General features: G+C 61.5%; 22 protein-coding genes, 2 tRNA genes, 1 rRNA gene and 1 pseudogene. 16 read left to right on the top strand and 10 right to left on the bottom strand.

Annotated features, from left to right (window positions below; genetic code table 11):
- Positions 1–94 precede the first annotated feature (94 nt).
- The 6 genes and pseudogenes from rpe to trpC all read left to right on the top strand — a co-directional run bounded on the left by rpe (position 95) and on the right by trpC (position 5,727).
- The gene (gene rpe, locus EL191_RS20925; protein WP_013717380.1) at positions 95–769 is read left to right on the top strand and encodes a ribulose-phosphate 3-epimerase; all 675 of its coding nucleotides are present in this window, start codon (positions 95–97) and stop codon (positions 767–769) included.
- Positions 766–1,681, top strand: a pseudogene (locus EL191_RS20920) (phosphoglycolate phosphatase). The gene rpe and the pseudogene EL191_RS20920 overlap by 4 nt, the downstream one beginning before the upstream one ends.
- A gap of 66 nt (positions 1,682–1,747) precedes the next feature.
- Complete coding sequence (gene trpE, locus EL191_RS20910; protein ID WP_041980074.1) at positions 1,748–3,238, top strand: anthranilate synthase component I; 1,491 nt, start codon at positions 1,748–1,750, stop codon at positions 3,236–3,238.
- A gap of 13 nt (positions 3,239–3,251) precedes the next feature.
- Positions 3,252–3,848, top strand: coding sequence for an aminodeoxychorismate/anthranilate synthase component II (locus EL191_RS20905; RefSeq protein WP_041980073.1), 597 nt, complete (start codon positions 3,252–3,254; stop codon positions 3,846–3,848).
- A complete protein-coding gene (gene trpD / locus EL191_RS20900; RefSeq protein WP_013717376.1) occupies positions 3,845–4,891 on the top strand; it encodes an anthranilate phosphoribosyltransferase in 1,047 nt (348 codons plus the stop codon). The genes EL191_RS20905 and trpD overlap by 4 nt, the downstream gene beginning before the upstream one ends.
- The gene (trpC, locus tag EL191_RS20895) at positions 4,888–5,727 is read left to right on the top strand and encodes an indole-3-glycerol phosphate synthase TrpC (RefSeq protein ID WP_041980072.1); all 840 of its coding nucleotides are present in this window, start codon (positions 4,888–4,890) and stop codon (positions 5,725–5,727) included. The genes trpD and trpC overlap by 4 nt, the downstream gene beginning before the upstream one ends.
- A 48-nt stretch (positions 5,728–5,775) precedes the next feature.
- On the opposite strand, the gene crp is transcribed toward trpC, so the two are convergent.
- The gene (crp, locus tag EL191_RS20890) at positions 5,776–6,420 is read right to left on the bottom strand and encodes a cAMP-activated global transcriptional regulator CRP (protein WP_013717374.1); all 645 of its coding nucleotides are present in this window, start codon (positions 6,418–6,420) and stop codon (positions 5,776–5,778) included.
- Positions 6,421–6,655: 235 nt separating this feature from the next.
- Here crp and EL191_RS20885 point away from each other — a divergent pair, with 235 nt between their 5' ends.
- Positions 6,656–7,078 carry an OsmC family protein gene (locus EL191_RS20885; RefSeq protein ID WP_003463479.1) on the top strand — a complete coding sequence of 141 codons (423 nt, stop codon included), beginning with the start codon at positions 6,656–6,658 and terminating at the stop codon, positions 7,076–7,078.
- Positions 7,079–7,124: 46 nt separating this feature from the next.
- On the opposite strand, the gene coq7 is transcribed toward EL191_RS20885, so the two are convergent.
- A complete protein-coding gene (coq7, locus tag EL191_RS20880) occupies positions 7,125–7,772 on the bottom strand; it encodes a 2-polyprenyl-3-methyl-6-methoxy-1,4-benzoquinone monooxygenase (RefSeq protein ID WP_013717373.1) in 648 nt (215 codons plus the stop codon).
- Between the two features lie 61 nt (positions 7,773–7,833).
- Positions 7,834–8,673 carry a formylglycine-generating enzyme family protein gene (locus EL191_RS20875; RefSeq protein ID WP_041980071.1) on the bottom strand — a complete coding sequence of 280 codons (840 nt, stop codon included), beginning with the start codon at positions 8,671–8,673 and terminating at the stop codon, positions 7,834–7,836.
- Positions 8,674–8,795: 122 nt separating this feature from the next.
- Between EL191_RS20875 and EL191_RS20870 the strand changes: the two genes are divergently transcribed.
- Positions 8,796–10,277 (top strand): AAA family ATPase, encoded by a 1,482-nt coding sequence (locus EL191_RS20870; RefSeq protein WP_126403549.1) that lies wholly within the window; start codon positions 8,796–8,798, stop codon positions 10,275–10,277.
- Here EL191_RS20870 and EL191_RS20865 read toward each other — a convergent pair.
- The 5 genes from EL191_RS20865 to hemJ all read right to left on the bottom strand — a co-directional run bounded on the left by EL191_RS20865 (position 10,264) and on the right by hemJ (position 14,824).
- A complete protein-coding gene (locus EL191_RS20865; RefSeq protein WP_041980069.1) occupies positions 10,264–11,061 on the bottom strand; it encodes an SDR family NAD(P)-dependent oxidoreductase in 798 nt (265 codons plus the stop codon). The two genes, EL191_RS20870 and EL191_RS20865, sit on opposite strands and share 14 nt — an antisense overlap.
- 9 nt (positions 11,062–11,070) lie before the next feature.
- A complete protein-coding gene (locus tag EL191_RS20860; RefSeq protein ID WP_041980068.1) occupies positions 11,071–12,039 on the bottom strand; it encodes a DUF805 domain-containing protein in 969 nt (322 codons plus the stop codon).
- 124 nt (positions 12,040–12,163) lie between these two features.
- Entirely contained in the window at positions 12,164–13,426 is a 1,263-nt protein-coding gene (locus EL191_RS20855; RefSeq protein WP_041980066.1) for an alanine racemase, read from the bottom strand.
- Positions 13,423–14,385 (bottom strand): NAD(P)H-dependent flavin oxidoreductase, encoded by a 963-nt coding sequence (locus EL191_RS20850; protein ID WP_013717367.1) that lies wholly within the window; start codon positions 14,383–14,385, stop codon positions 13,423–13,425. The genes EL191_RS20855 and EL191_RS20850 overlap by 4 nt, the downstream gene beginning before the upstream one ends.
- Before the next feature lie 10 nt (positions 14,386–14,395).
- On the bottom strand, positions 14,396–14,824 hold the full coding sequence (hemJ, locus tag EL191_RS20845; RefSeq protein WP_017362984.1) for a protoporphyrinogen oxidase HemJ: 429 nt from the start codon (positions 14,822–14,824) through the stop codon (positions 14,396–14,398).
- A gap of 134 nt (positions 14,825–14,958) precedes the next feature.
- Here hemJ and argC point away from each other — a divergent pair, with 134 nt between their 5' ends.
- The 4 genes from argC (at position 14,959) to erpA (ending at position 17,612) form a co-directional block, all read left to right on the top strand.
- Positions 14,959–15,993, top strand: coding sequence for an N-acetyl-gamma-glutamyl-phosphate reductase (gene argC, locus EL191_RS20840; RefSeq protein ID WP_041980064.1), 1,035 nt, complete (start codon positions 14,959–14,961; stop codon positions 15,991–15,993).
- Between the two features lie 80 nt (positions 15,994–16,073).
- Complete coding sequence (locus EL191_RS20835; protein WP_232005493.1) at positions 16,074–16,733, top strand: DUF6776 family protein; 660 nt, start codon at positions 16,074–16,076, stop codon at positions 16,731–16,733.
- Entirely contained in the window at positions 16,723–17,133 is a 411-nt protein-coding gene (locus EL191_RS20830) for a bactofilin family protein (RefSeq protein ID WP_013717363.1), read from the top strand. The genes EL191_RS20835 and EL191_RS20830 overlap by 11 nt, the downstream gene beginning before the upstream one ends.
- Positions 17,134–17,261: 128 nt before the next feature.
- Positions 17,262–17,612, top strand: coding sequence for an iron-sulfur cluster insertion protein ErpA (gene erpA / locus EL191_RS20825; protein ID WP_013717362.1), 351 nt, complete (start codon positions 17,262–17,264; stop codon positions 17,610–17,612).
- 49 nt (positions 17,613–17,661) lie between these two features.
- On the opposite strand, the gene EL191_RS20820 is transcribed toward erpA, so the two are convergent.
- Positions 17,662–18,753: an anhydro-N-acetylmuramic acid kinase gene (locus EL191_RS20820; protein ID WP_041769580.1), complete on the bottom strand. Its 1,092-nt coding sequence runs from the start codon at positions 18,751–18,753 to the stop codon at positions 17,662–17,664.
- Positions 18,754–18,756: 3 nt separating this feature from the next.
- The gene (locus EL191_RS20815; protein WP_041980061.1) at positions 18,757–20,184 is read right to left on the bottom strand and encodes a peptidoglycan DD-metalloendopeptidase family protein; all 1,428 of its coding nucleotides are present in this window, start codon (positions 20,182–20,184) and stop codon (positions 18,757–18,759) included.
- Positions 20,185–20,394: 210 nt separating this feature from the next.
- Here EL191_RS20815 and tyrS point away from each other — a divergent pair, with 210 nt between their 5' ends.
- The 4 genes from tyrS (at position 20,395) to EL191_RS20790 (ending at position 23,952) form a co-directional block, all read left to right on the top strand.
- Positions 20,395–21,594 carry a tyrosine--tRNA ligase gene (gene tyrS, locus EL191_RS20810; protein ID WP_013717359.1) on the top strand — a complete coding sequence of 400 codons (1,200 nt, stop codon included), beginning with the start codon at positions 20,395–20,397 and terminating at the stop codon, positions 21,592–21,594.
- A gap of 562 nt (positions 21,595–22,156) precedes the next feature.
- Positions 22,157–23,692: ribosomal RNA gene (locus EL191_RS20800) — 16S ribosomal RNA — on the top strand.
- A gap of 85 nt (positions 23,693–23,777) precedes the next feature.
- A tRNA-Ile gene (locus EL191_RS20795) sits at positions 23,778–23,854 on the top strand.
- A 22-nt stretch (positions 23,855–23,876) separates the two neighbouring features.
- A tRNA-Ala gene (locus tag EL191_RS20790) sits at positions 23,877–23,952 on the top strand.
- The last annotated feature ends 88 nt before the right edge of the window (positions 23,953–24,040 follow it).

Below are 24,040 nucleotides of genomic sequence, written 5' to 3'. Positions count from 1 at the left end.
TAAAGCGCCTCCCACTGTCTCCTGCGCTTGTCGATCAAGGGCGCCACAGCCGCTACAATGCGCGCCACCGTGATCCAGCACTCAGAGGTGCGCCATGCAACCCTTCGCCATCGCCCCGTCGATCCTTTCCGCCGACTTCGCCCGCCTGGGTGAGGAAGTGGACAACGTACTCGCCGCCGGGGCAGACATCGTCCACTTCGATGTGATGGACAACCATTACGTGCCCAACCTGACCATCGGCCCGATGGTCTGCTCGGCGCTGCGCAAGTACGGTATCACCGCGCCCATAGACGCGCACCTGATGGTCAAGCCGGTGGATCGCATCATCGGCGACTTCATCGAAGCCGGCGCCAGCTACATCACCTTCCACCCGGAAGCGTCCGAGCACATCGACCGTTCCCTGCAACTGATCAAGGCCGGCGGCGCCAAGGCGGGCCTGGTGTTCAACCCGGCGACCCCGCTGGACGTGCTCAAGTACGTGATGGACAAGGTCGACATGATCCTGCTGATGAGCGTCAACCCCGGCTTCGGCGGGCAGAAGTTCATCCCCGGTACCCTCGACAAGCTGCGTGAAGCCCGCGCACTGATCGACGCCAGCGGCCGCGAGATTCGCCTGGAAATCGACGGCGGCGTGAACGTGCAGAACATCCGCGAGATCGCCGAGGCGGGCGCCGACACCTTCGTCGCCGGCTCGGCGATCTTCAACCAGCCGGACTACAAGGCGGTGATCGACGCCATGCGTGCCGAACTGGCCCAGGTGCGTGGATGAAACCGCTGCGCGAGCTGTGCGGCGGTGAGCTGCCGCGCCTGGTGATGTTCGACCTGGACGGCACGCTGATCGACTCGGTGCCTGACCTGGCCGCAGCGGTCGACCGCATGCTGGTCGAACTGGGTCGTGCGCCGGCGGGCGTAGATCAGGTTCGCGAATGGGTCGGCAATGGCGCCCGCGTGCTGGTGCGCCGTGCCCTGGCCGGTGGTCTGGATCACACGGCAGTGGGTGATGGTGAGACGGAGCAGGCGCTGGCGCGCTTTCTCGATATCTACGCCGACTGCCATGAGCTGACCGCGCTCTACCCAGGCGTACATGAGCTGCTCGAAGCGCTCAGCACCGCAGCCGTGGAGCTGGCAGTGGTGACCAACAAGCCGGAGCGCTTCGTCGCGCCGCTGCTGGAGCAGGTTGGCCTGGGCGGCTATTTCCGCTGGATCATCGGCGGCGATACCCTGCCGCAACAGAAGCCGGACCCGGCGGCGTTGTTGCAGGTGATGCGCTTGGCTGATGTCACAGCGGCGCAATCGCTGTTCATCGGCGACTCGCGCAACGATGTGCTGGCCGCTCACGCAGCTGGCGTACCTTGCGTCGCGGTGAGCTACGGCTATAACCATGGCCGCCCCATTGCCGAAGAAAAACCGAACCTGGTGGTCGATAGCCTCGCCGAGTTGCTCTGACGAGTCTTCAGCTGTTTTGTAGGAGCGGATTTATCCGCGCAACTGGCGATTGAGATCGCGGATAAATCCGCTCCTACCAAGCTATCGCTTTGCCCCGCTTGCAGCGCTTGGCGTGTAGCTGCTACCTTGGCCGCTCTCCTTATCCCCCGCCTGTCGAGATCGCACCGTGGTGGTTAGCTGCAAACTCTGGATGAAAGTGATCAAGGCTCTGGCCCGTTGGCGCTGGCGCGCCTGATTTCGTCCTGCCGCTGCGCGCGGCCCGTTTGCACCCGACCGTTTTCCCCGAGCCATGAGGCTGATCATGACCCATGAAGAATTTCTGCGTTTAGCCGCTGAAGGCTACAATCGCATTCCCCTGGCCTGCGAAACCCTGGTGGATTTCGACACGCCGCTGTCCATCTACCTGAAACTGGCCGACGTGCCCAACTCCTACCTGCTTGAATCCGTGCAGGGCGGCGAAAAGTGGGGCCGCTATTCGATCATCGGCTTGCCGGCGCGCACCGTACTGCGCGTGCATGGCCATGATGTGCTGGTCAGCACCGACGGCGTCGAGGTCGAGCGCCACCAATGCGCCGACCCGCTGGAGTTCGTCGAGCAGTTCAAGGCGCGCTACAAAGTGCCGACCATCGCCGGTCTGCCGCGCTTCAACGGCGGCCTGGTGGGCTACTTCGGCTACGACAGCGTGCGTTACGTCGAGCCCAAGCTGGCTGCTGGGGTGAACCCTGATGCGCTGGGTACGCCGGACATCCTGCTGATGGTTTCCGACGCCGTGGTGGTGTTCGACAACCTGGCCGGCAAGATGCACGGCATCGTCCTCGCCGATCCGGCTCAGCCGGACGCCTTCGAGCAAGGCCAGGCACGCCTGCGCGAAATCCTGCGCAAGCTGCGCCAGCCGATCACCCCGCGCCTGGGGGTGGATCTGTCCGCGCCGCTGGGCGAAGAGCCGGCGTTCCGCTCCAGCTACAGCCAGGGCGATTACGAGGCGGCGGTCAGTTCGATCAAGGAGTACATCCTGGCCGGTGACTGCATGCAGGTGGTGATTTCCCAGCGCATGTCGATTCCGTTCAAGGCCGCGCCCATCGATCTGTACCGTGCGCTGCGCTGCATCAACCCGACGCCGTACATGTACTTCTTCAACTTCGGCGACTTCCATGTGGTCGGCTCCTCGCCCGAGGTGCTGGTACGCGTCGAGGACGGCCTGGTCACCGTGCGCCCCATCGCCGGTACGCGCCCGCGTGGCGCCAGCGAGGAGGCGGACAAGGCGCTGGAAGAGGACCTGCTGTCCGACGCCAAGGAAATCGCCGAGCACCTGATGCTGATCGATCTGGGCCGCAACGACACCGGCCGCGTGTCGCAGATCGGCTCGGTCAAGCTCACCGAGAAGATGGTCATCGAGCGTTATTCCAACGTCATGCACATCGTCTCCAACGTCACCGGTCAGCTCAAACCCGAGCTGTCGGCGATGGACGCACTGCGCGCCATCCTGCCGGCCGGCACTCTGTCCGGCGCGCCGAAGATTCGCGCCATGGAAATCATCGACGAGCTGGAGCCGGTCAAGCGTGGCGTCTACGGCGGTGCGGTCGGTTACTACGCCTGGAACGGCAACATGGACACCGCCATCGCGATTCGTACAGCGGTGATCAAGGACGGCGAGCTGCACGTGCAGGCCGGTGCCGGCATCGTCGCCGACTCGGTGCCCGCGCTGGAGTGGGAAGAGACTCTGAACAAGCGCCGCGCCATGTTCCGCGCCGTTGCGCTCGCCGAACAGACTGCCGCACAGGCCCAGGAATAACAGGAGCCGTACCATGCTTTTGATGATCGATAACTACGACTCCTTCACCTACAACGTCGTGCAGTACCTGGGTGAACTGGGCGCCGACGTGCACGTGATTCGCAACGACGAGCTGAGCATCGCTGAGATCGAAGCGCTCAAGCCCGAGCGCATCGTCGTCTCGCCCGGCCCGTGCACGCCAACCGAAGCGGGCGTGTCCATCGAGGCCATCCTGCATTTCGCCGGCAAGCTGCCGATCCTCGGCGTCTGCCTCGGCCACCAGAGCATCGGCCAGGCGTACGGTGGCGATGTGGTGCGTGCGCGCCAGGTGATGCACGGCAAGACCAGCCCGGTGTTCCATGAGGACAAGGGCGTGTTCGCGGGTCTGAACAACCCGCTCACCGTGACCCGCTATCATTCCCTCGTGGTCAAGCGCGAAACCCTGCCGGATTGCCTGGAGATAACGGCCTGGACGCAGCATGAAGACGGCTCGGTCGACGAGATCATGGGCCTGCGCCACAAGACCCTGAACGTCGAGGGCGTGCAGTTCCACCCCGAGTCCATCCTCACCGAGCAGGGCCACGAACTGTTCGCCAACTTCCTCAAGCAGACCGGAGGCGTGCGCGCATGAATATCAAGGAAGCCCTCAACCGCATCGTCGCTCAGCTCGATCTGACCACCGAGGAAATGCAGGCGGTCATGCGCGAGATCATGACCGGCCAATGCACCGACGCGCAGATCGGTGCCTTCCTCATGGGCATGCGCATGAAGAGCGAGACCATCGACGAGATTGTCGGCGCCGCCAGCGTCATGCGTGAGCTGGCTGCACCGGTGGTGATCGACGCCGAGCGCCTGGTCGACACCTGCGGCACCGGCGGCGATGGCATGAACATCTTCAACGTCTCCACCGCGGCGGCCTTCGTCGTCGCGGCGGCTGGCGGCAAGGTGGCCAAGCACGGCAACCGCGCGGTCTCCGGTAAGAGCGGCAGCGCCGATCTTCTGGAAGCTGCAGGCGTCTACCTGGGGCTCAAGCCCGAGCAGGTGGCGCGCTGCGTCGAAAGCGTCGGGGTTGGCTTCATGTTCGCTCCGTCTCATCACGGTGCGATGAAGCATGCCATCGGCCCGCGCCGCGAGCTGGGTCTGCGCACCATCTTCAACATGCTCGGCCCGATGACCAATCCGGCTGGCGCCAAGCATCAGGTCATCGGCGTATTCAGCCAGGCACTGTGCCGGCCGATGGCCGAAGTGCTGCAGCGCCTGGGCAGCGAGCACGTGCTGGTGGTGCATGCGCAGGATGGTCTGGACGAGATCAGTCTGGCCGCGCCGACCTTCGTCGCCGAGCTCAAGGACGGCAAGGTCAGCGAGTACCGTATCCAGCCCGAGGATTTCGGTATCAAGAGCCAGAGCCTGATCGGTCTGACCGTCGACAACGCCGAGCAGTCGCTGGAGCTGATCCGCGATGCCCTGGGCCGACGCAAGACCGACAACGGCCAGAAGGCTGCCGACATGATCGTGCTCAATGCTGGCGCCGCACTCTATGCTGCCGACCATGCCAGCAGCCTGCGCGAAGGTATCCAGCTGGCGCATGACGCCCTGCACACCGGCCTGGCGCGTGAGAAGCTGGAAGAGCTGGTGTCCTTTACCGCGGTATTCAAACAGGAGAACGAAGGGTGAGCGTACCAACCGTACTGGAGAAGATCGTCGCCCGTAAGTTCGAGGAAGTGGCGGCGCGTCGCGCCCAGGTCAGTCTGGCCGAGGTCGAGGCTGCTGCGCGCAGTGCCGACGCACCGCGAGGCTTTGCCCGCGCGCTGCTGGAACAGGCTGCACGCAAGCAGCCGGCGGTGATTGCCGAGATCAAGAAGGCCTCGCCGAGCAAGGGCGTGCTGCGCGCCGACTTCGTCCCGGCCGATATTGCCCGCAGCTACGAGGCCGGTGGCGCCACCTGCCTGTCGGTACTGACCGATATCGACTTCTTCCAGGGCGCCGACCAGTACCTGCAGCAAGCCCGTGCGGCCTGCGCGCTGCCGGTGATCCGCAAGGACTTCATGGTCGATCCGTACCAGATCGTCGAGGCCCGCGCGCTGGGCGCCGACTGCGTGCTGCTGATCGTCTCCTGCCTGGATGATGTGCGCATGGCCGAATTGGCTTCGGTGGCCAAGGACGTCGGCCTCGACGTGCTGGTCGAGGTACATGACGGCGCCGAGCTGGAGCGGGCGCTGAAGACCCTCGATACACCGCTGGTGGGTATCAACAACCGCAACCTGCACACCTTCGATGTCAGTCTGGAGACCACCCTCGACCTGCTGCCGCGTATTCCCCGTGATCGCCTGGTGGTCACCGAGAGCGGCATTCTCAATCGCGCCGATGTCGAGCTGATGGAGATCAACGAGGTCTATGCCTTCCTAGTCGGCGAAGCCTTCATGCGTGCGGAAAGCCCCGGCAGCGAATTGCAGCGTCTGTTCTTTCCCGAGCGTGGTCGACCTGCCGTGATCGGTACCGACCCCGAATAACGTGCATAAAAAAGCCGGCGATCAAGCCGGCTTTTTATTGGGCGGGTTTCAGCGGGTGCCGAAGACCACCATGGTCTTGCCTTTGACGTGCACCAGGCCCTGTTCTTCCAGGGACTTGAGCACGCGGCCGACCATCTCGCGCGAGCAGCCGACGATGCGGCCGATTTCCTGGCGGGTGATCTTGATCTGCATGCCATCCGGATGGGTCATGGCATCCGGCTGCTTGCACAGGTCGAGCAGGGTGCGTGCGACGCGGCCAGTAACGTCGAGGAAGGCCAGGTCGCCGACCTTGCGCGTGGTATTGCGCAGGCGCTCGGCCATCTGGCTGCCCAGGGCGAAGAGGATGTCCGGATCCTGCTGGGTCAGCTCGCGGAATTTGGCGTAGCTGATTTCCGCGACCTCGCACTCGGTCTTGGCGCGAACCCAGGCGCTGCGCTCCTTCTCCGTGCCTTCCTTTTCGAACAGGCCCATCTCGCCGAAGAAATCGCCGGCATTGAGGTAGGCGATGATCATTTCACGGCCGTCGTCATCCTCGATAAGGATGGTGACCGAGCCTTTGACGATGAAGAAGAGTGTTTCGCAGCGATCACCTGCGTAGATGATCGTGCTCTTGGCGGTGTAGCGACGGCGGTGACAGTGCGCGAGAAGCTTGTCGAGATTCTTGATTTTAGGTGTAAGGGTAATAGCAACCATGCCCGAGTCCCGAATATGAAAAGATGAAGGCCTTTGTCCAACGGCAATTTCTTATTAGTTATCCGGCCAAGTGTGCCAGCAATCCGACGTCAGCTTAACAGACATGCTATGAGTGGGGTCTTTTTTGCGACCTGGGTAACATAACCCGGCGGAACTTTAGCGTAACTGACGCGCATCGGACTGCCACCCGGCTGTGCTAATCTGCCGGCCTTTTCCACTTTGGGAGCCAATATCGATGAAAGCGCGTGTGCAATGGGCCGGTGAAGCTCTGTTCCTCGGCGAGTCCGGTAGTGGCCATGCCGTGGTGATGGACGGTCCGCCCGATGCCGGTGGTCGTAACCTCGGTATTCGGCCGATGGAGATGTTGCTGATCGGCCTCGGTGGCTGCAGCAACTTCGATGTGGTCAGCATTCTGCGCAAGGGCCGCCAGCCGGTAGAAAGCTGCGAAGTGTTCCTTGATGCCGAGCGTGCAGACGAGGAGCCCAAGGTGTTTACCAAGATCCACCTGCACTTCGTGGTCAAGGGCCGAGGGCTGAAAGAGGCTCAGGTGAAGCGGGCGGTGGAGCTGTCGGCGGAGAAGTACTGTTCGGCCTCGATCATGCTGGGCCGTGCCGGTGTGGACATCAGCCACGACTACGAAATCGTCGAACTGGGCTGAATCCCGCTGGAAATGACAAGGGCGCCGATTGGCGCCCTCGTTCGTTTCAGATGCGGTAGGTGCTCTTGGTCATGACCTTCGACAGCAAGGTCATGCCGAACTTCACCGGTGCCGGGAAGCGTACGCCGCCAGCTGCCAGGGCGCTGTTGGCATGTTGCTGCTCGTCGACGCGCATCTGCTCGAGAATGGCGCGTGATTTGGCGTCATGCTCGGGCAGTTGCTCCAGGTGTTCATCCAGGTGCTTGCATACCTGATCTTCGGTGGCAGCGACGAATCCCAGACTGACGCGATCACTGACCAGTCCCGCTACCGCGCCCACGCCGAAGGACAGGCCATAGAACAGCGGGTTGAGCACGCTCGGGTGGCTACCCAGTTCGCGGATGCGCTGCTCGCACCAGGCCAGGTGGTCGATTTCCTCGTCGGCTGCATGCTCCATGGCACTGCGTACTTCCGGCAGTTTGGCGGTCAGCGCCTGACCCTGATAGAGCGCCTGGGCGCAGACCTCACCGGTGTGGTTGATGCGCATCAGACCGGCGACGTGGCGCGACTCCTCGCTGCTCAGCTCGCTGTCGCTCTGCACGATGGCGGGCGAGGGGCGGCCCGAGGCGCCGCTAAATGGCAGCAGCGTCCGCAGCGCGGCATCGGCTTGCAGCAGCAGGCGGTCGACGGGGGAATACTGGCGTTCGCTGGCCATGAGGCACCTCCAGGGGAAACAACCCGGCTAGTCTACTGCAAAGTCGCCAGATCGTCCGCGCTCAGGGTAGCTCGCGCAGCACGCGAAACCCCAGCGCATAGTCGCGATGATGCGGCTGCTTGAGGTCGCGCAGGCTGCTGCGCAGGTAGGTTGGGCCGCTGTTCCAGGCGCCACCGCGAACCACCCGCGGGCTGTTGTCGAGCAGCCCGGCGCTTTGCGTTTCACTACCGTCGAAGCGCTGCGTGTAGTTTGAAGCTGTCCATTCCCAGACATTGCCTGCGGTGTCATGCAGACCGAAGCCATTGGCCGGGAACTGGCCAACAGCGGCTGTCTTGTTGCGCAGCAGGCGCGAGCTGGCGCAACCGCGGCAATGAGCGCGCGGTGCCTGTTCGTCGCTGTCGAGCTCGTCACCCCACCAGTAGTAGCTCTGGCTGCCGCCGCGTGCGGCATACTCCCATTCGGCTTCGGTCGGCAGGCGGTAGCGCGAACCTGTCTCGCGTGACAACCATTGGACGTAGGCATGGGCATCGCGCCATGACACATGGATCACCGGGCGCTGCGCGGAAAGGCCCCAGCCTTCGTTATCGGGCATGGGCAGCTCGTTGGCGTCGGCGTATTTCTGCCAGTCGGCGAAGGTGACTTCGTAGCGGCCCATGGCGAAGGGGCGATCGAAGGCAATGGTCCGTTGCGGGCGCTCGTTGTCATTGCCTCGCCCGCTGGCATCACCCATACGCAAGGTGCCGGCCGGAATCACCACCATTTCCGGGCCCTGGCCGCCGTTAGGTAAGGGGTCGCTGATGATGGTTTCGATGGCGACGGCCGGTTGGTTCACCAGCAGTGCACAGGTTGCGATGGCAATGGACGCGGCGACTGTGACGCAACGCGCGTTCAGTGCTTGCACGGCGCGAGGCCTCCGGCGACGATCTGCGTGTTCAGATGGTCCATGCTGCGAGCTCCGATTCTGCGAAACCGCGGATGGTAACCCTGCTTGCCTGGCCGGCCAAACTTCACAAGGAGCGGGTGTTGAAGAACGATATTCATGATCTTGGGCTGGTGCTGGATTCCAAGGTCAAGCTGGTGGTGATCGAGTCCTGGGACGAACTGCGCGTACTGGAGACCCTGACCGGTCTGGCGGTCAAGCGTGGCCTGGGTCTGCACACCTGGTCGGTGACCGAGGGGCTGCAGCGCCTCGGCTTTGGCGGCGCGTCGGTCGACGAGTCGCCGACTCTGGAGCCGGAAGCCGCGCTGCGCATGATCAAGGCAGACCTGCAGCCGAACCTCTACGTGATGTGCGACCTGCATCCCTTTCTCGATGACAACCCTCGGTTGGTGCGCCTGCTCAAGGAAATCGCCATGAGCGAGGCCGCGCACAAGCCGACGCTGGTGCTGGTGTCGCATGCGATCAAGCTGCCGGCCGAAGTGCAGCGTCTCGCGGCACGCTTCAGCCTCGCGCTGCCGTCGGAGGACGAGTTGCTGAGCATCGTGCGCGACGAGGCGACGCGCTGGAGCGAAGGCAATCGCGGTGCACGCGTGCGCACCGACAACCGGACCCTGCAGCAGGTGGTGAAGAACCTGCGCGGCCTCAGCCATGCCGAAGCGCGGGCGCTGGCGCGCAATGTGATCTGCGACGACGGCGCGATCACTCAGGAAGACATCCCCGAGTTGAACAAGACCAAGTTCCAGTTGCTGGATCTGGAGGGTGTGCTCAGCTTCGAATACGACACTGCACGCTTCGCCGAAGTCGGCGGGTTGGTCAATCTCAAGCGCTGGCTGGCTGAACGCCAGGCCGGCTTCCTCGAGGGCAAGCAGATCGATGCGCCCAAGGGCGTGATGCTGGTCGGTGTGCAGGGCGGCGGCAAGAGCCTGGCCGCCAAGGCCGTTGCCGGACTCTGGGGCCTGCCGCTGCTGCGTCTGGATTTTGCCTGCCTGTACAACAAGTTCTTCGGTGAAACCGAGCGCAATCTGCGCGAGGCGCTGCGCCTGGCTGAACAGATGGCGCCCTGCGTGCTGTGGATGGACGAGGTGGAAAAGGGCCTGGCCAGTGGCGAGCATGACGGCGGCGTGAGCCAGCGGGTACTCGGTACCCTGCTGACCTGGATGGCCGAGCGCAAGGCGCCGGTGTTCGTCGTCGCCACGGCCAATGCCATCGACCGACTGCCGCCCGAGTTGGTGCGCAAGGGGCGTTTCGACGAGCTGTTCTTCGTCGACCTGCCCAGTGCCGAAGTGCGTGCAGATATTTTCCGTATCCACCTGCAGCGTCGCGAATTGGAGCCCGCCACTTTCGATCTGGCGCAACTGGCTGCAGCCAGCGAGGGCTATTCCGGCGCCGAGATCGAGCAGGCCGTGGTCAGCGCGTTGTACGCCGGGCAGGCGCAGCAACGGGCGGTCGATCAGGAGCTACTGCTGCGTGCGCTACAGAGTACCGCGCCGTTATCGGTGGTGATGGCCGAGCGTCTGGCTGCGTTGCGTGCCTGGGCCGATGGGCGGACGGTCAACGCGGGCTGAGGCCAGTGAACGGGCGTGTCAGGCGACCACTGAGCTTGCGTACCAGCCAGCGCGGCCCCAGGCGTGGGCTCAGCGCCAGCAAGCGGTTGCGCCAGCCGGGAATGATGATGGCGCGGTTCTTTTCCAGCGCACGTACCGTGAGCAGCGCCACTTCCTCGGCGCTCATCATCAGCTTGCTGCCAGCCAGGGGCGTAACGTCCATCTGCGCCGCGCGGAAGAAGGCGCTGTGCGTAGGGCCGGGGCAGAGTACTGACACGCGCACGCCGCGGCCTTTCAGTTCCTCGCGCAGGCCTTCGGAGAAGTGCAGTACATAGGCCTTGCTGGCGTAGTAGCTGCTCATCCAGGGCCCTGGCTGAAAGGCGGCCACCGAGGCGACGTTGAGTATCTGCCCGCCGCCATGCTCGGCCATGCGCTGGCCGAGTGCGTGGCACAGGCGTGTCAGTGCCAGGACATTGACCTCCAGCTGCTCCTGCTCGCGACTCCAGTCCTGTTCCAGGAATGGACCTGCGCAGCCAAGGCCGGCATTGTTCACCAGCAGATCGACTTGCCACTGGCCTTCGTCCAGCTCCAGCAGCAGGCCGGACAGTTGCAGTGGTTCACTCAGGTCACAGAGGCGAAACAGCACCTCGACGCCGAAGCGCTGAGCCAGCTCGTAGGCGATGCTTTCCAGTGCATCACGCCGGCGTGCCACCAGAATCAGATTGCGCCCCCGGCGCGCCAGGGCTTCGGCCAGGGCCAGGCCGATGCCGCTGGAAGCGCCGGTGATCAATGCATAGCTGCGCATGGTCGGGCTTTACTGCTCCTGATATTCGGCAGCACGCTCGACATAGCTCTGGTACTGGGGCAGGGCTATGGCGGCGACGATGCCGGTTACGGGTACGAGCAGGAACAGCCAGGCCAGGACCTTGACACCGGTACTGTTCGGCGGTGGCGGCGGGCCGTAGCGGTTGACGCCCTGAGTGCCGGGAATGATCAGCATCAGCAGTGCGAACACGCTACCGATGACGGGAACGAAATTGAGTAGCCACAGCCAGCCGGACCAGCCCATGTCGTGCAGGCGCTGGACGCCGATGAACACACCGATGACGATCATGCCAATCACACCGACGGCCATGATCAGGGTGCCGAGGACGCTGGACATCGCTGACGCACCTGCGAACAGCAAGAGCATCGGCAGCATGCACAGCAGCATGGCCATGGTCCAGCCGAGATAGCGCACTCGCCCGATCCGACCGCTGACGCTGAATACCTTGAGCTCCGAGTACTGCGGCAGCTGCTCGGCGACATTTGCCTGCGGCGGGGCGTACGGTGATGCGGCAGCCGCGACTGGCGCGACTGGCGCGGCTGCTGGCGCCGGTGCGGTCTCGGCCAATTGCGCCTGGCGGGCGAGGTACTTTTCGATGATGATTCCGCAGGCAGAGCACTCGGCGGCCTTGGTTTGTTCGTGGCCGCATTTTGGGCAGGTCATGTTCGGCGTGGCGGCCTGCGCAGTCTCGGCCTCGGTCGGCACCAGGCTGAGGCTGGCTGCCTGATCCAGCTCCTTGCGCACATTGGCGCCGGCCTTCTGCAGGGCGCTCAGGTACTGCTCTGCCTCGCTCTCGCCCAGATCACGTTTGAGCGCTACAGGCCCTCCGCTGAACAGGCTGTCGATGCGTGCAAGGTCGCTCTTGAACAAGCGGGCCAGGTTTGTCTTGACCGTTTCCAACGAGGCCTCGGGCATCAGTTGGCCATCGAACACTATCTTGTAGCGCGGTTGGTTCATGCGAGCTTCCTTGTCGGCGGGAAGTTGAGGTGAGCGAAGTGACCGTTCAGCATCGGGTGAAGCGTAAGCCTAGAGTGCCGTGACGCCACTATACAAGCGGCCTGAAGTGTCGCATTGGAGTATTTCAGGCGTTGCCTATTGTGCTCCAGCGGCCGACCAGCTGGCCGCGGCGTAGTAGACGTATTTCGCTGAAATCACCCTGTAAGCCTTCGCTGATCGCCGGGCGCAGAAATACCCAGTCCTGGTCCGTCAGCTGCGTGGCTGCGCTGCCGATCAGACGCTCCTGATTGGCGCTGCGGCCATACAGCTTGTCGTAGTCGAGCCCTGCTGGTGAAACCGGTTGGGCCGGCCAGCGACCGCCGTACAGGTAGTAGGCGTGCTGACGGTTGGGGTTCCAGGCTTCGATCAGCGCTTGCAGCGACTGCGCATAGGGCAGGGTACCGTCGAGAGCCTTGAGCACTGGGCTGGCGATCCACAGCGCTGGCTGATGATCTTCCAGCAGCGCTGTATCGAATTCTGCGGGCTTGAGCAGGGCAGAGCCAACGGCGATCTCGTTGAGCGAACTCTGCTGCTGGCTGTGCAGCAGGTAGGTCAGGCTGCCACCGCCATTGAGCCGCGGTTCGGTCGGCCACAGCTCGCTGAACGCCAGGGCGCTGGCGATAAACTGGCGATAGCGTGTATCGGCCTCGCTGAACGCGTTGATCTGGCCTTGCCAGAGCGGGTTGTGGGCGACATGAGCGTCATAACCCATCAGCCCCTGCAATTGCAGGCCCGGTAATTGCCCAAGCTGCTGCATTGCCTGAGCCAACGCCTGTGGCGTAGCGAAGCCGCCGCGCTCGAGGCCGATATCTATTTCCAATGCGATGCGTAGCGGCCGGCCTAGCGCCGTGGCCAGTTCAGCGTATTGCTGCAGGCGTTGCCGGCTGTCGATCAACCAGGTCAACTGGCGGTCGGGATCGAAGTTCAGGTGGTGCGGTAGCTGCCGATAGAAATTCAGCGCGGCAGCGACCGGCATGGGTTTGCCGAGCAGAAGGTCGGCCTGCGGGAAACTCCTGGCCAGGCGATTGAGCTGCGGCTGATGGAAGACCATGAACCGTTGGGTTTGCAGGCGCTTGGCCAGATACTCGAGCAGACCGGTGCTGGCCAGGGATTTGGCGACCAGGCGCAGCTGGAGGCGGCCGGCCAGGCGTGCCGCCAGCAGATCGGCGTTGGCGTCGAGCCGGTCGAGATCGAGCAGCAGGGTGGGCACGCCTTCGCCATCGCGCTGCAACTGCCGGTTGAGCTCAGCGAAGTAGGCGTCATGCGCGCGCCCCTGATCAGCCGGGCGCAGCGCCCAGCCGCCGAGTAGTCCAAGCGCGCCCAGCCCCAGCAGGTGGCGACGCTTCATCGCGGCCAGCGTTGCCCCAATTGCTGGCTGCGAGTCAGCGCGGCGCGGTATTCGTTATCGAGCCGCGCGACCAGTTCCTGCACCGAGGGCAGATCATCGATGCTGCCGACGCCCTGGCCGGCCGACCATACGGTTTTCCAGGCCTTGGCTTCTTCGTCCATTGGCTTGAGTTTCTCGCCGTAGTTGATATCGGCCTTGTTCTGCAGCTGTTTCAGGTCGTAGCCGGCCAGCTCCAGGCTCTGGCGCATGAAGCTGGCCGGTACGCCGGACACGGCGGGCGTGTGGATGATATCGGCGGCCCGTGCGTCGAGGATCATCCGCTTGTAGTCGGCCGAGGCATTGTTCTCGGTGGTGGCGATAAAACGGGTGCCCATATAGGCCAGATCGGCGCCGAGCAACTGGGCGGCGAGAATCTCGTGGCCGTGATTGAGGCAACCCGACAGCAGCACGGTCTTGTCGAAGAACTGGCGAATCTCGGCCAGCAGGGCGAAGGGGCTCCAGGTGCCGGCGTGGCCGCCAGCACCGGCGGCTACGGCGATCAGCCCGTCCACGCCCGCCTCGGCAGCTTTTTCCGCATGGCGCCGGGTGGTCACGTCATGGAATACCAGGCCACCGTAGCTGTGCACGGCATCGACCACCTCCTTCACTGCGCCCAGGCTGGTGATGACGATAGGCACGCGGCGTTCGACGCAGATGGCCAGGTCCGCCTGCAGCCGTGGGTTGCTGTTATGCACGATCAGGTTGACGGCGAAGGGCGCGGCGTCAGCCGAGAGGCTGGCTTCGATTTCGTCGAGCCAGGCAGCGAAACCGGCGCTCTCACGCTGGTTCAGTGCCGGAAAGCTGCCGACGATGCCGCTGTTGCAGCAGGCACTGACCAGTGCCGGGTTGGATACCAGGAACATCGGCGCAGCCACCAGTGGCAGGCGCAGGCGCTGTTCGAGCAGGGCGGGCAGAGACATGGCGAACTCCTCAGAAGGGGCGGACGACAACCAGGATGACGATCCCCAGCAGTGCCAGCACCGGCGCTTCATTGAACCAACGATAGAACACATGGCTGCGGCTGTTCTCGCCGCGGGCAAAGCGTTTGAGCTGTGCTCCGCAGAGGTGGTGATAGATCACCAGGGCCACCACCAGCGTGAGCTTGGCGTGCATCCAGCCTTGAGTGAAGTAGTACGCCGAGTTGAGGCTGAGCAGCCAGATGCCAAGACCGAGGGTGGCGATCATCGACGGCATCATGATGCCTCGATAGAGCTTGCGCTCCATGATGCAGAATCGCTCGTGACTGGCAGCGTCGCTGCTCATGGCGTGATAGACGAACAGACGCGGCAGATAGAACAGGCCGGCGAACCAGCAGACCATGGCGATGATGTGCAGAGCCTTGAGCCAGAGATAGAGCATTTTCGCCTCTCACGCTGAAAAATGGCCTCGATAGTAGAGGCAGGCGACGGCCTGCGTCACCTCCGCGGTTGGAGCTTGGCCGATGCGGCTTTATCATCGGCAGCTTTCCAATGGCTTTTGCAAAGGGGCATGTGATGATCAAGGTCGGTATCGTCGGCGGCACGGGCTACACCGGTGTCGAACTGCTGCGTCTGCTGGCGCAACACCCGCAGGCAGAGGTGACCGTGATCACTTCCCGTTCCGAGGCCAGCCTACGTGTCGACGAAATGTACCCTAACCTGCGCGGCCACTATCCGGATCTCGCCTTCAGCGTGCCGGACGTTGCCACGCTGGGCGCCTGTGACGTGGTGTTCTTCGCCACCCCGCACGGTGTGGCTCATGCGCTGGCGGGCGAACTGCTGGCCGCAGGCACGCGCGTGATCGATTTGTCCGCCGACTTCCGTCTGCAGGATGCCGAGGAGTGGGCCAAGTGGTACGGCCAGCCGCACGGCGCACCCGAGCTGCTGAGCGAGGCGGTGTACGGCCTGCCCGAGGTCAACCGCGAGGCCATCAAGGCTGCGCGCCTGATCGCCGTACCCGGCTGCTACCCGACCGCGACCCAGCTCGGCCTGATCCCATTGCTGGAAGCCGGCCTGGCCGATGCAAGTGGCCTGATCGCCGACTGCAAGAGTGGCGTCAGTGGCGCCGGCCGTGGTGCCAGCGTTGGCTCGCTGTTCTGCGAGGCAGGCGAGAGCATGAAGGCCTACTCGGTCAAGGGCCATCGTCACCTGCCGGAAATTCGCCAGGGCCTTCGCCAGGCTGCTGGCGGCGACGTCGGTCTGACCTTCGTGCCGCACCTGACGCCGATGATTCGCGGCATCCACGCGACCCTGTATGCACGTGTGGCCGACACCTCGGTCGATCTCCAGGCGCTGTTCGAGAAGCGCTACGCCGGCGAGCCATTCGTCGATGTGATGCCGGCCGGTAGCCACCCGGAAACCCGCAGTGTGCGCGGTGGCAACGTTTGCCGCATCGCCGTGCACCGCCCGCAGGGTGGTGATCTGGTAGTGGTGCTGTCGGTTATCGACAACCTGGTCAAGGGTGCTTCCGGTCAGGCGGTGCAGAACATGAATATCCTCTTTGGTCTCGACGAGCGTCTGGGGCTGTCGCACGCGGCCCTGTTGCCGTGACACCGGGCTGGGAGGTTCGTCTCAGCGATCCACGGCGGGAACGCAGGCGCCTCTGGTTGCTGCTCTTGCTGGCGCTTGCCATGCCGGCGTCCTTCGCCCTGGGGTGGTACTGGCCGCAGGCGCAGCCCCAGCAAGTACCCGAGGATACGCACGCATTGCTGACCCGAGTTGCCGAGCAGGAGCAGGAGCTGGAGCTGTTGCGCCAGCGCCTTGCCGTGGTTGGCAGTAGCGACAAGGTCACGCAGCAGGCCATGGAGCAGAATCGTCGGACCATCAAGCTGCTCGAAGAGCAGATCTTCAAGCAGCAACAGGACCTGGCTTTCTACAAGGGCGTACTGGCTCCGGCCAGTCGTCGCGAGGGCATGCGCATCCGTGCCTTCGAGCTGCAGGCGACGGAGCAACCGCAGCGATTTCGCTACAAGCTGCTGATGAGCCGAGTCGGGGCCAGTGATGAGGCATTGCAAGGGCGTCTGCGTATCACGGTCGAGGGGCAGCAGAACGGAAAAGCGGCTTCCTTGGAGCTTGCGACGCTGTCCGACGAAGTGAGTCAGAGCAGCATCCCGTTCTCCTTCAAGCACTTTCAGTCTTTTCCGGAGGCCGGGCGCTTCGGCGAGCTACAACTGCCTGACGGTTTCGAGCCGCGTCAGGTCAAGGTTCAGGCAGAGGTCGATGGCGACAAGCCGCTGAGCCGCACATTCGAATGGATCAAATCAGGAGCGACAACCCCCCATGTGGAGTAAAGACAAGACCAAGCCGGACCTGCAGCGTTTCAGTGGCAAGACCAGTCTGATTGCCGCTGGTGCCGAACTGGTAGGCGATATGCGCTTTCAGGGCGCAGTGCAGGTGGATGGTCGGGTCAACGGTAATCTGCTGGCCACCGAAGGGCTGGTGCGCGTCAGTGTTGGTGGCGTGGTTGAAGGCGAGATACGTGCACCCCATATCGTTATCGACGGAGAGGTGAACGGGGATGTTTTCGCCAGTGGTCATCTGGAGCTGGGCGCTCGTTCACGAGTGCGCGGCAACCTGCAGTATGGCCTGATGGAAATGGCCATGGGGGCGCAGATCGAGGGGCGCCTGTGTCATCTCAAGGACGGCGAACGTCCGCTGGAGCTTCCGGCCTCGCTGGAAGTCGAGCAATAGTTGACCAATTTTGTAGGGCAAGCGGATAATGCGTGCCCAGCAGGCTATCGTTGATGATGGCCAGGCAGCGCAGGTGGTTCTCAACAACCTGCTAACGCAGTGTGGCGCATGGCGCCGGGAGTTATAGCATGAGCGTCGAAACCTTCACCCCTGCCCCTTTGCACTTCACCCAGGGTGCGGCCAGCAAGGTGAAGAATCTGGTCGATGAAGAAGGCAATCCGCGTCTGAAGCTGCGCGTGTTCGTCACGGGCGGTGGTTGCTCGGGCTTTCAGTACGGCTTCACCTTCGATGAGGATGTGGCCGAAGACGACACCATCGTCGAGCGTGAGGGCGTGAGCCTGGTGGTCGATGCCATGAGCTTCCAGTATCTGGTGGGTTCCGAGGTCGACTATCAGGAAGGGCTGGAAGGTTCGCGTTTCGTGATCAAGAACCCCAATGCCACCACCACCTGTGGTTGCGGGTCGTCCTTCTCGATCTGAAGCCTTCGCTGGATGATGGACGCCGCGCTCGATGCGCGGCGTTTTCGTTTCAGGCCGGATAGATGGCGCCAAGTATGCGCAGGCCCTTCGCCCCGGTCACGCTCGGGCGATTGCCTGGAATGCCTTCCAAAGCGCAATGAGCCAGCCAGGCGAACGCCATGGCTTCAACCCAGTCCGGGTCTACGCCTTCGATTGCGGTGCTGCTTACCGCGGTTCCAGGCAACATTTCGCTCAGGCGCTGCATCAGGCAAGCATTGTGAGCACCGCCTCCGCATACCAGCAACGTGTCGGTGTGAGCCTGTGCGTTGCGCAAGGCGCTGACGATGCTGCACGCGGTGAGCTCCACCAGAGTCGCCTGAACGTCCTCACTGGCCAATGGCGGTAGGGCTTGCAGGTGACCGAGTAGCCAGTCGAGATTGAACAGCTCTCGACCCGTGCTCTTCGGGCCTTGGGTGGCGAAGAAGGGATCGCTCAGCAGGCGTGCCAGTAGCTCGCTGTATACACTGCCAGTGGCAGCCCAGGCGCCGCCACGGTCATAGGCAAGGCCCTGACAATGCTGAATCCAGGCATCGAGCAACACGTTGCCAGGGCCGCTGTCGAACCCTCGCACTTCCTGGCCGGGTGAGAGCAGGCTGAGGTTGCTGAAGCCGCCGACGTTGAGCACGGCAACGTGCCTCTGGTCATGGCCGAACAGGTCATGATGGAAGGCCGGTACCAAGGGGGCTCCTTGGCCGCCAGCAGCCACATCACGGCGACGAAAATCGCCCACCACGCAAATGCCGGTGAGTTCGGCCAGTAGCGCGGGGTTTCCGATCTGAATGGTGAAGCCTCGTGCGGGCTCATGGCGTACGGTCTGGCCATGGCTGCCGATGGCGCGAATCTGTCCTGCTGTCAGGCCCTGTTGCTGCAGAAGCTCGTTGACGGCTTCTGCAGCCAGCTCGACCCAGTGCTGTTCGGCAACAGCGGCGCGTGCCAATTCATCATGGCCGGAAGTGCACAGCGCCAAGAGGTCGCTGCGCAGTCCTTCCGGCATGGGGCGGTAGAGCGTGGCGAGGAGATGCGGGCGCTGATCCTGGTCGATCAGCGCAATGTCCAGTCCGTCCAGGCTGGTACCGGACATCACGCCTATATAGAGGGGCACGGCTTATTGCTGGTTGGCGGCCAGCATGGTGGCCTTTTCCTGGTCCATGCGCGCCATCAGCGGTTTGCTCAGCTGCATGAAGCGTTGCTTCTCGCTGGCTGCAATGGGGTCTGCCATTGGCAGCTTCTGGCTGAGCGGATCGACGTGTACGCCATTGACCTGGAACTCATAGTGCAGGTGAGGGCCGGTGGAAAGACCGGTGGTGCCGATATATCCGATGATCTGGCCTTGCTTGACGTTCGAACCGTTACGAATGCCCTTGGCGAAACCTTGCATGTGCGCATAAAGGGTGCGATAGCGTTGGCCGTGCTGAATGATCACGGTGTTGCCATAACCGCCGTTGCGGCCTGCCAGCATGACGCGACCGTCACCTGCAGCCTTGATCGGCGTGCCACGTGGTGCCGCATAATCGACGCCCTTGTGCGCGCGAATCTTGTTCAGGATCGGATGCTTGCGGCCAGTGGAGAAGCGCGAGCTGATACGAGCGAAGTCCACTGGCGTACGGATGAAGGCCTTGCGCATGCTTTCGCCGTTGGCGTTGTAGTAGCTGGTGGTGCCTTGCTTGCTGGTGTAACGCACGGCGGTGTAAGTCTTGCCGCGGTTGGTGAAGCGTGCCGAGAGAATGTTGCCTGTGCCGACGCGTTTGCCGTTGACCACCTTCTCTTCGTAAATCACTTCAAATTCGTCGCCCTCGCGAATATCCATGGCGAAGTCGATGTCATAGCCGAATACGTTGGCCAGATCCATGGTCAGGCTATGCGACAGGCCTGCACGTTTGGCAGAGAGGAACAGCGAGCTGTTGATCACGCCCCGACTGTAGGCGGTCACCACTTCCGGCTTGATCTGTTCGCTCTGGAAGTCGAACCCCTTGTCGGTACGGCTGAGGCGAATGGTTTCCAGGTCGCTTAGCTTGCTCTGCAGGTGCTTCAGCTTGCCTTCTTCGTTGAGTTCGAATTCCAGCACCTGGCCTACTTTGAGGCGGCTGAACTGCTTGGCGTCCTTACTGCTATTGAGGGCTTCGTGCAGATCGTTGGCATTGAGGCCGACCTTGGCGAACACGGTAGAAAGCGTATCGCCATTGCTGACAGTGACGTTGTGATGGTTGGGGTCGGAAGGAGGAGTGTTGTCGGCTGCTTCTAGGATATTTTCATCAGCGTCTTCTGCGCTGTTCTCGGCGGTTTCGGTGCTTTGCTCGATCTCGGCGAATGGCGAGGCGGCACCTGGCACTGGCAATCCCGCTCGGAGGTCATCCTTTTCCTGCAGCACCATCTCGGCGTCGTTGCCCAGATCCAGGTCAAGGAAGGTTTTCTGTGCTTCCACTTCACGCGAAGGAAATACCAGAAGGGCAAGGCTAAGCAGTGCGGCCACGCCGCTCGCCGCGAGAATATGGGTTTTTGGATAGAGTGGCGGCGCTTTAGATGTAGAGGTCATAGGGCTGCTTTTGGAAGTGAAAAGATGAAGATTAAAAGAAGAGCATGATGAATATGCACTAACTGTATAAAATATAACCAAAACCGTCAGGAGGCAACCCTGCAGATGATGATCGACGCAGGGTCTGCCTTACGCTGAGCAAAACTTGTGATTTGTCAGCGTTCTTGTATGGTTGGTTCCCTTTTGAACGCGGTCACTGTGAGTCATTTTATGAAGTCGGTTGAAGAGCAGCTGGCGCTGATCAAGCGCGGTGCGGAAGAGGTTCTGGTTGAGGCTGAGCTGGTCGAAAAGCTCAAGCGTGGTCAGCCGCTGCGGATCAAGGCGGGTTTCGACCCTACTGCGCCAGATCTGCATCTCGGCCATACCGTTCTTATTAATAAGCTGCGTCAGTTCCAGGAACTCGGCCATCAGGTGGTCTTCCTGATTGGGGATTTCACCGGGATGATCGGTGACCCCAGCGGCAAGAGCGCGACTCGTCCGCCGCTGACCCGTGAGCAGGTTCTGGATAATGCCGAGACCTATAAGCAGCAGGTGTTCAAGATTCTCGATCCGGCCAAGACCGAGGTCGCCTTCAACTCGACCTGGATGGACCAGCTCAAGCCTGCTGACTTCATTCGCCTGGCTTCGCAGTACACCGTGGCGCGGATGCTCGAGCGCGACGACTTCGACAAGCGCTATACCGGTAATCAGCCGATCGCGATTCATGAGTTCCTTTACCCGTTGGTGCAGGGCTATGACTCCGTGGCGCTCAAGGCTGATGTCGAGCTGGGGGGTACCGATCAGAAATTCAATCTGCTGATGGGGCGCGAGCTGCAGCGCGCTTATGGGCAGGAGTCGCAGTGCATCGTCACCATGCCGTTGTTGGAAGGTCTCGATGGCGTGAAGAAGATGTCCAAATCCTTGGGTAACTACGTCGGTATCCAGGAAGCGCCGGGTGTGATGTACAACAAACTGGTGTCCATGCCTGATGTGCTGATGTGGCGCTATTTCGAGCTGCTCAGCTTCCGGTCCATGGAGGAGATCGAGCAGTTCAAGCGTGATGTCGAGCAGGGGGCGAATCCGCGTGACATCAAGATCAAACTGGCCGAGGAGCTCGTTGCGCGTTTTCATGGCGAGGAGGCGGCTGCCAGTGCCCATCGTTCCGCAGGCAACCGTATGAAGGATGGCGAGTTGCCGGCAGATCTGCCAGAAGTCGAGCTGGTTTCGGTTGAAGATATGCCGATCTCGTCCGTCCTTAATAAAGCAGGCCTGGTTAAGAATGCTGCCGTGGCTCGTGACCTGCTGGGCTCTGGTGGTGTGCGCGTCGATGGTGAAGTGGTCGACCGTGCTTTCCTGTTCAAGCTGGGTTCTACCCATGTCTGCCAGGCTGGCAAGAAGGCCTTTGCGCGTATCACCCTCAAGGCCGAGTAATAAAACTGCAATTAAAGCTTGACGCGCATTCTGCTGGCGGTAGAATGCGCGCCACTTCAGCGATGAAGCGCTTCAAAAACTTCTTGTTAATCAATAAGTTAAGTTGAATGAAGGGCTTGCAAAGCTGGATCTGGCGTGTAGAATGCGCGCCGGTCGGCAGGGTGTTGGTTTGACTCTGTTGGTGGTTCGGTCAAGTGGATCGAAAGCGGTAGAAAAGAGGTGTTGACAGCGGTTTTGAACGCTGTAGAATGCGCCTCCCGCTGGAGAGAAGAAGCTCTGATCGAAAGCGCAAGTGGTTGAGTAGAAAGAAGTTTCTCCGGAAACAAAATCGAAAAACAGCTTGACAGATAGAAAGGCTGCTGTAGAATGCGCGGCCTCGGTTGAGACGAAAAGCTTAACCAACTGTTCTTTAACAACTGAATCAAGCAATTCGTGTGGGTGCTTGTGAGGTAAGACTGATAGTCGACTGATTATCAGCATCACAAGTAACACTCGTGAATTCGAGAGTTTATTTGCGATTGCTGAGCCAAGTTTAGGGTTTTCTCAAAACCCAAGCAGTATTGAACTGAAGAGTTTGATCATGGCTCAGATTGAACGCTGGCGGCAGGCCTAACACATGCAAGTCGAGCGGATGAGAGGAGCTTGCTCCTTGATTTAGCGGCGGACGGGTGAGTAATGCCTAGGAATCTGCCTGGTAGTGGGGGATAACGTTCCGAAAGGAACGCTAATACCGCGTACGTCCTACGGGAGAAAGCAGGGGACCTTCGGGCCTTGCGCTATCAGATGAGCCTAGGTCGGATTAGCTAGTTGGTGAGGTAATGGCTCACCAAGGCGACGATCCGTAACTGGTCTGAGAGGATGATCAGTCACACTGGAACTGAGACACGGTCCAGACTCCTACGGGAGGCAGCAGTGGGGAATATTGGACAATGGGCGAAAGCCTGATCCAGCCATGCCGCGTGTGTGAAGAAGGTCTTCGGATTGTAAAGCACTTTAAGTTGGGAGGAAGGGCATTAACCTAATACGTTAGTGTTTTGACGTTACCAACAGAATAAGCACCGGCTAACTTCGTGCCAGCAGCCGCGGTAATACGAAGGGTGCAAGCGTTAATCGGAATTACTGGGCGTAAAGCGCGCGTAGGTGGTTCGTTAAGTTGGATGTGAAAGCCCCGGGCTCAACCTGGGAACTGCATCCAAAACTGGCGAGCTAGAGTACGGTAGAGGGTGGTGGAATTTCCTGTGTAGCGGTGAAATGCGTAGATATAGGAAGGAACACCAGTGGCGAAGGCGACCACCTGGACTGATACTGACACTGAGGTGCGAAAGCGTGGGGAGCAAACAGGATTAGATACCCTGGTAGTCCACGCCGTAAACGATGTCAACTAGCCGTTGGAATCCTTGAGATTTTAGTGGCGCAGCTAACGCATTAAGTTGACCGCCTGGGGAGTACGGCCGCAAGGTTAAAACTCAAATGAATTGACGGGGGCCCGCACAAGCGGTGGAGCATGTGGTTTAATTCGAAGCAACGCGAAGAACCTTACCTGGCCTTGACATGCTGAGAACTTTCCAGAGATGGATTGGTGCCTTCGGGAACTCAGACACAGGTGCTGCATGGCTGTCGTCAGCTCGTGTCGTGAGATGTTGGGTTAAGTCCCGTAACGAGCGCAACCCTTGTCCTTAGTTACCAGCACCTCGGGTGGGCACTCTAAGGAGACTGCCGGTGACAAACCGGAGGAAGGTGGGGATGACGTCAAGTCATCATGGCCCTTACGGCCAGGGCTACACACGTGCTACAATGGTCGGTACAAAGGGTTGCCAAGCCGCGAGGTGGAGCTAATCCCATAAAACCGATCGTAGTCCGGATCGCAGTCTGCAACTCGACTGCGTGAAGTCGGAATCGCTAGTAATCGTGAATCAGAATGTCACGGTGAATACGTTCCCGGGCCTTGTACACACCGCCCGTCACACCATGGGAGTGGGTTGCTCCAGAAGTAGCTAGTCTAACCTTCGGGGGGACGGTTACCACGGAGTGATTCATGACTGGGGTGAAGTCGTAACAAGGTAGCCGTAGGGGAACCTGCGGCTGGATCACCTCCTTAATCGAAGACATCAGCTTCTTCATAAGTTCCCACACGAATTGCTTGATTCATAGTCGAAGACGATGCTGTAACGCGACCCTGTTATAGGTCTGTAGCTCAGTTGGTTAGAGCGCACCCCTGATAAGGGTGAGGTCGGCAGTTCAAATCTGCCCAGACCTACCAATTGCTTGGTGCAGAAGATTACGGGGCCATAGCTCAGCTGGGAGAGCGCCTGCTTTGCACGCAGGAGGTCAGCGGTTCGATCCCGCTTGGCTCCACCACTCTCTACGTGTTGCGGTGAGTTAAAGAGTTCAGAAATGAGCGCTTCAGGGTAAGCCTGGCGAGTGCTGATTTCTGGTCTTTTGACCG

It is taken from the genome of Pseudomonas mendocina (assembly GCF_900636545.1).
In the GTDB taxonomy this organism is placed as follows: domain Bacteria; phylum Pseudomonadota; class Gammaproteobacteria; order Pseudomonadales; family Pseudomonadaceae; genus Aquipseudomonas; species Aquipseudomonas mendocina.
The sequence above is the reverse complement of the archived record's forward strand: the minus strand, read 5'-3'. Positions and strand labels throughout refer to the sequence as shown.

Bases quoted from the DNA above. Each gene is read 5' to 3' on its own strand.
- EL191_RS20855 (WP_041980066.1), bottom strand. From the start codon at position 13,426: ATGAAGCGTCGCCACCTGCTGGGGCTGGGCGCGCTTGGACTACTCGGC.
- EL191_RS20835 (WP_232005493.1), top strand. From the start codon at position 16,074: ATGCCGGCGTCCTTCGCCCTGGGGTGGTACTGGCCGCAGGCGCAGCCC.
- EL191_RS20860 (WP_041980068.1), bottom strand. From the start codon at position 12,039: ATGAACCAACCGCGCTACAAGATAGTGTTCGATGGCCAACTGATGCCC.
- crp (WP_013717374.1), bottom strand. From the start codon at position 6,420: ATGGTTGCTATTACCCTTACACCTAAAATCAAGAATCTCGACAAGCTT.
- EL191_RS20850 (WP_013717367.1), bottom strand. From the start codon at position 14,385: ATGTCTCTGCCCGCCCTGCTCGAACAGCGCCTGCGCCTGCCACTGGTG.
- EL191_RS20830 (WP_013717363.1), top strand. From the start codon at position 16,723: ATGTGGAGTAAAGACAAGACCAAGCCGGACCTGCAGCGTTTCAGTGGC.
- EL191_RS20905 (WP_041980073.1), top strand. From the start codon at position 3,252: ATGCTTTTGATGATCGATAACTACGACTCCTTCACCTACAACGTCGTG.
- coq7 (WP_013717373.1), bottom strand. From the start codon at position 7,772: ATGGCCAGCGAACGCCAGTATTCCCCCGTCGACCGCCTGCTGCTGCAA.
- argC (WP_041980064.1), top strand. From the start codon at position 14,959: ATGATCAAGGTCGGTATCGTCGGCGGCACGGGCTACACCGGTGTCGAA.
- EL191_RS20815 (WP_041980061.1), bottom strand. From the start codon at position 20,184: ATGACCTCTACATCTAAAGCGCCGCCACTCTATCCAAAAACCCATATT.
- trpE (WP_041980074.1), top strand. From the start codon at position 1,748: ATGACCCATGAAGAATTTCTGCGTTTAGCCGCTGAAGGCTACAATCGC.
- EL191_RS20885 (WP_003463479.1), top strand. From the start codon at position 6,656: ATGAAAGCGCGTGTGCAATGGGCCGGTGAAGCTCTGTTCCTCGGCGAG.
- tyrS (WP_013717359.1), top strand. From the start codon at position 20,395: ATGAAGTCGGTTGAAGAGCAGCTGGCGCTGATCAAGCGCGGTGCGGAA.
- erpA (WP_013717362.1), top strand. From the start codon at position 17,262: ATGAGCGTCGAAACCTTCACCCCTGCCCCTTTGCACTTCACCCAGGGT.
- rpe (WP_013717380.1), top strand. From the start codon at position 95: ATGCAACCCTTCGCCATCGCCCCGTCGATCCTTTCCGCCGACTTCGCC.
- hemJ (WP_017362984.1), bottom strand. From the start codon at position 14,824: ATGCTCTATCTCTGGCTCAAGGCTCTGCACATCATCGCCATGGTCTGC.
- trpD (WP_013717376.1), top strand. From the start codon at position 3,845: ATGAATATCAAGGAAGCCCTCAACCGCATCGTCGCTCAGCTCGATCTG.
- EL191_RS20865 (WP_041980069.1), bottom strand. From the start codon at position 11,061: ATGCGCAGCTATGCATTGATCACCGGCGCTTCCAGCGGCATCGGCCTG.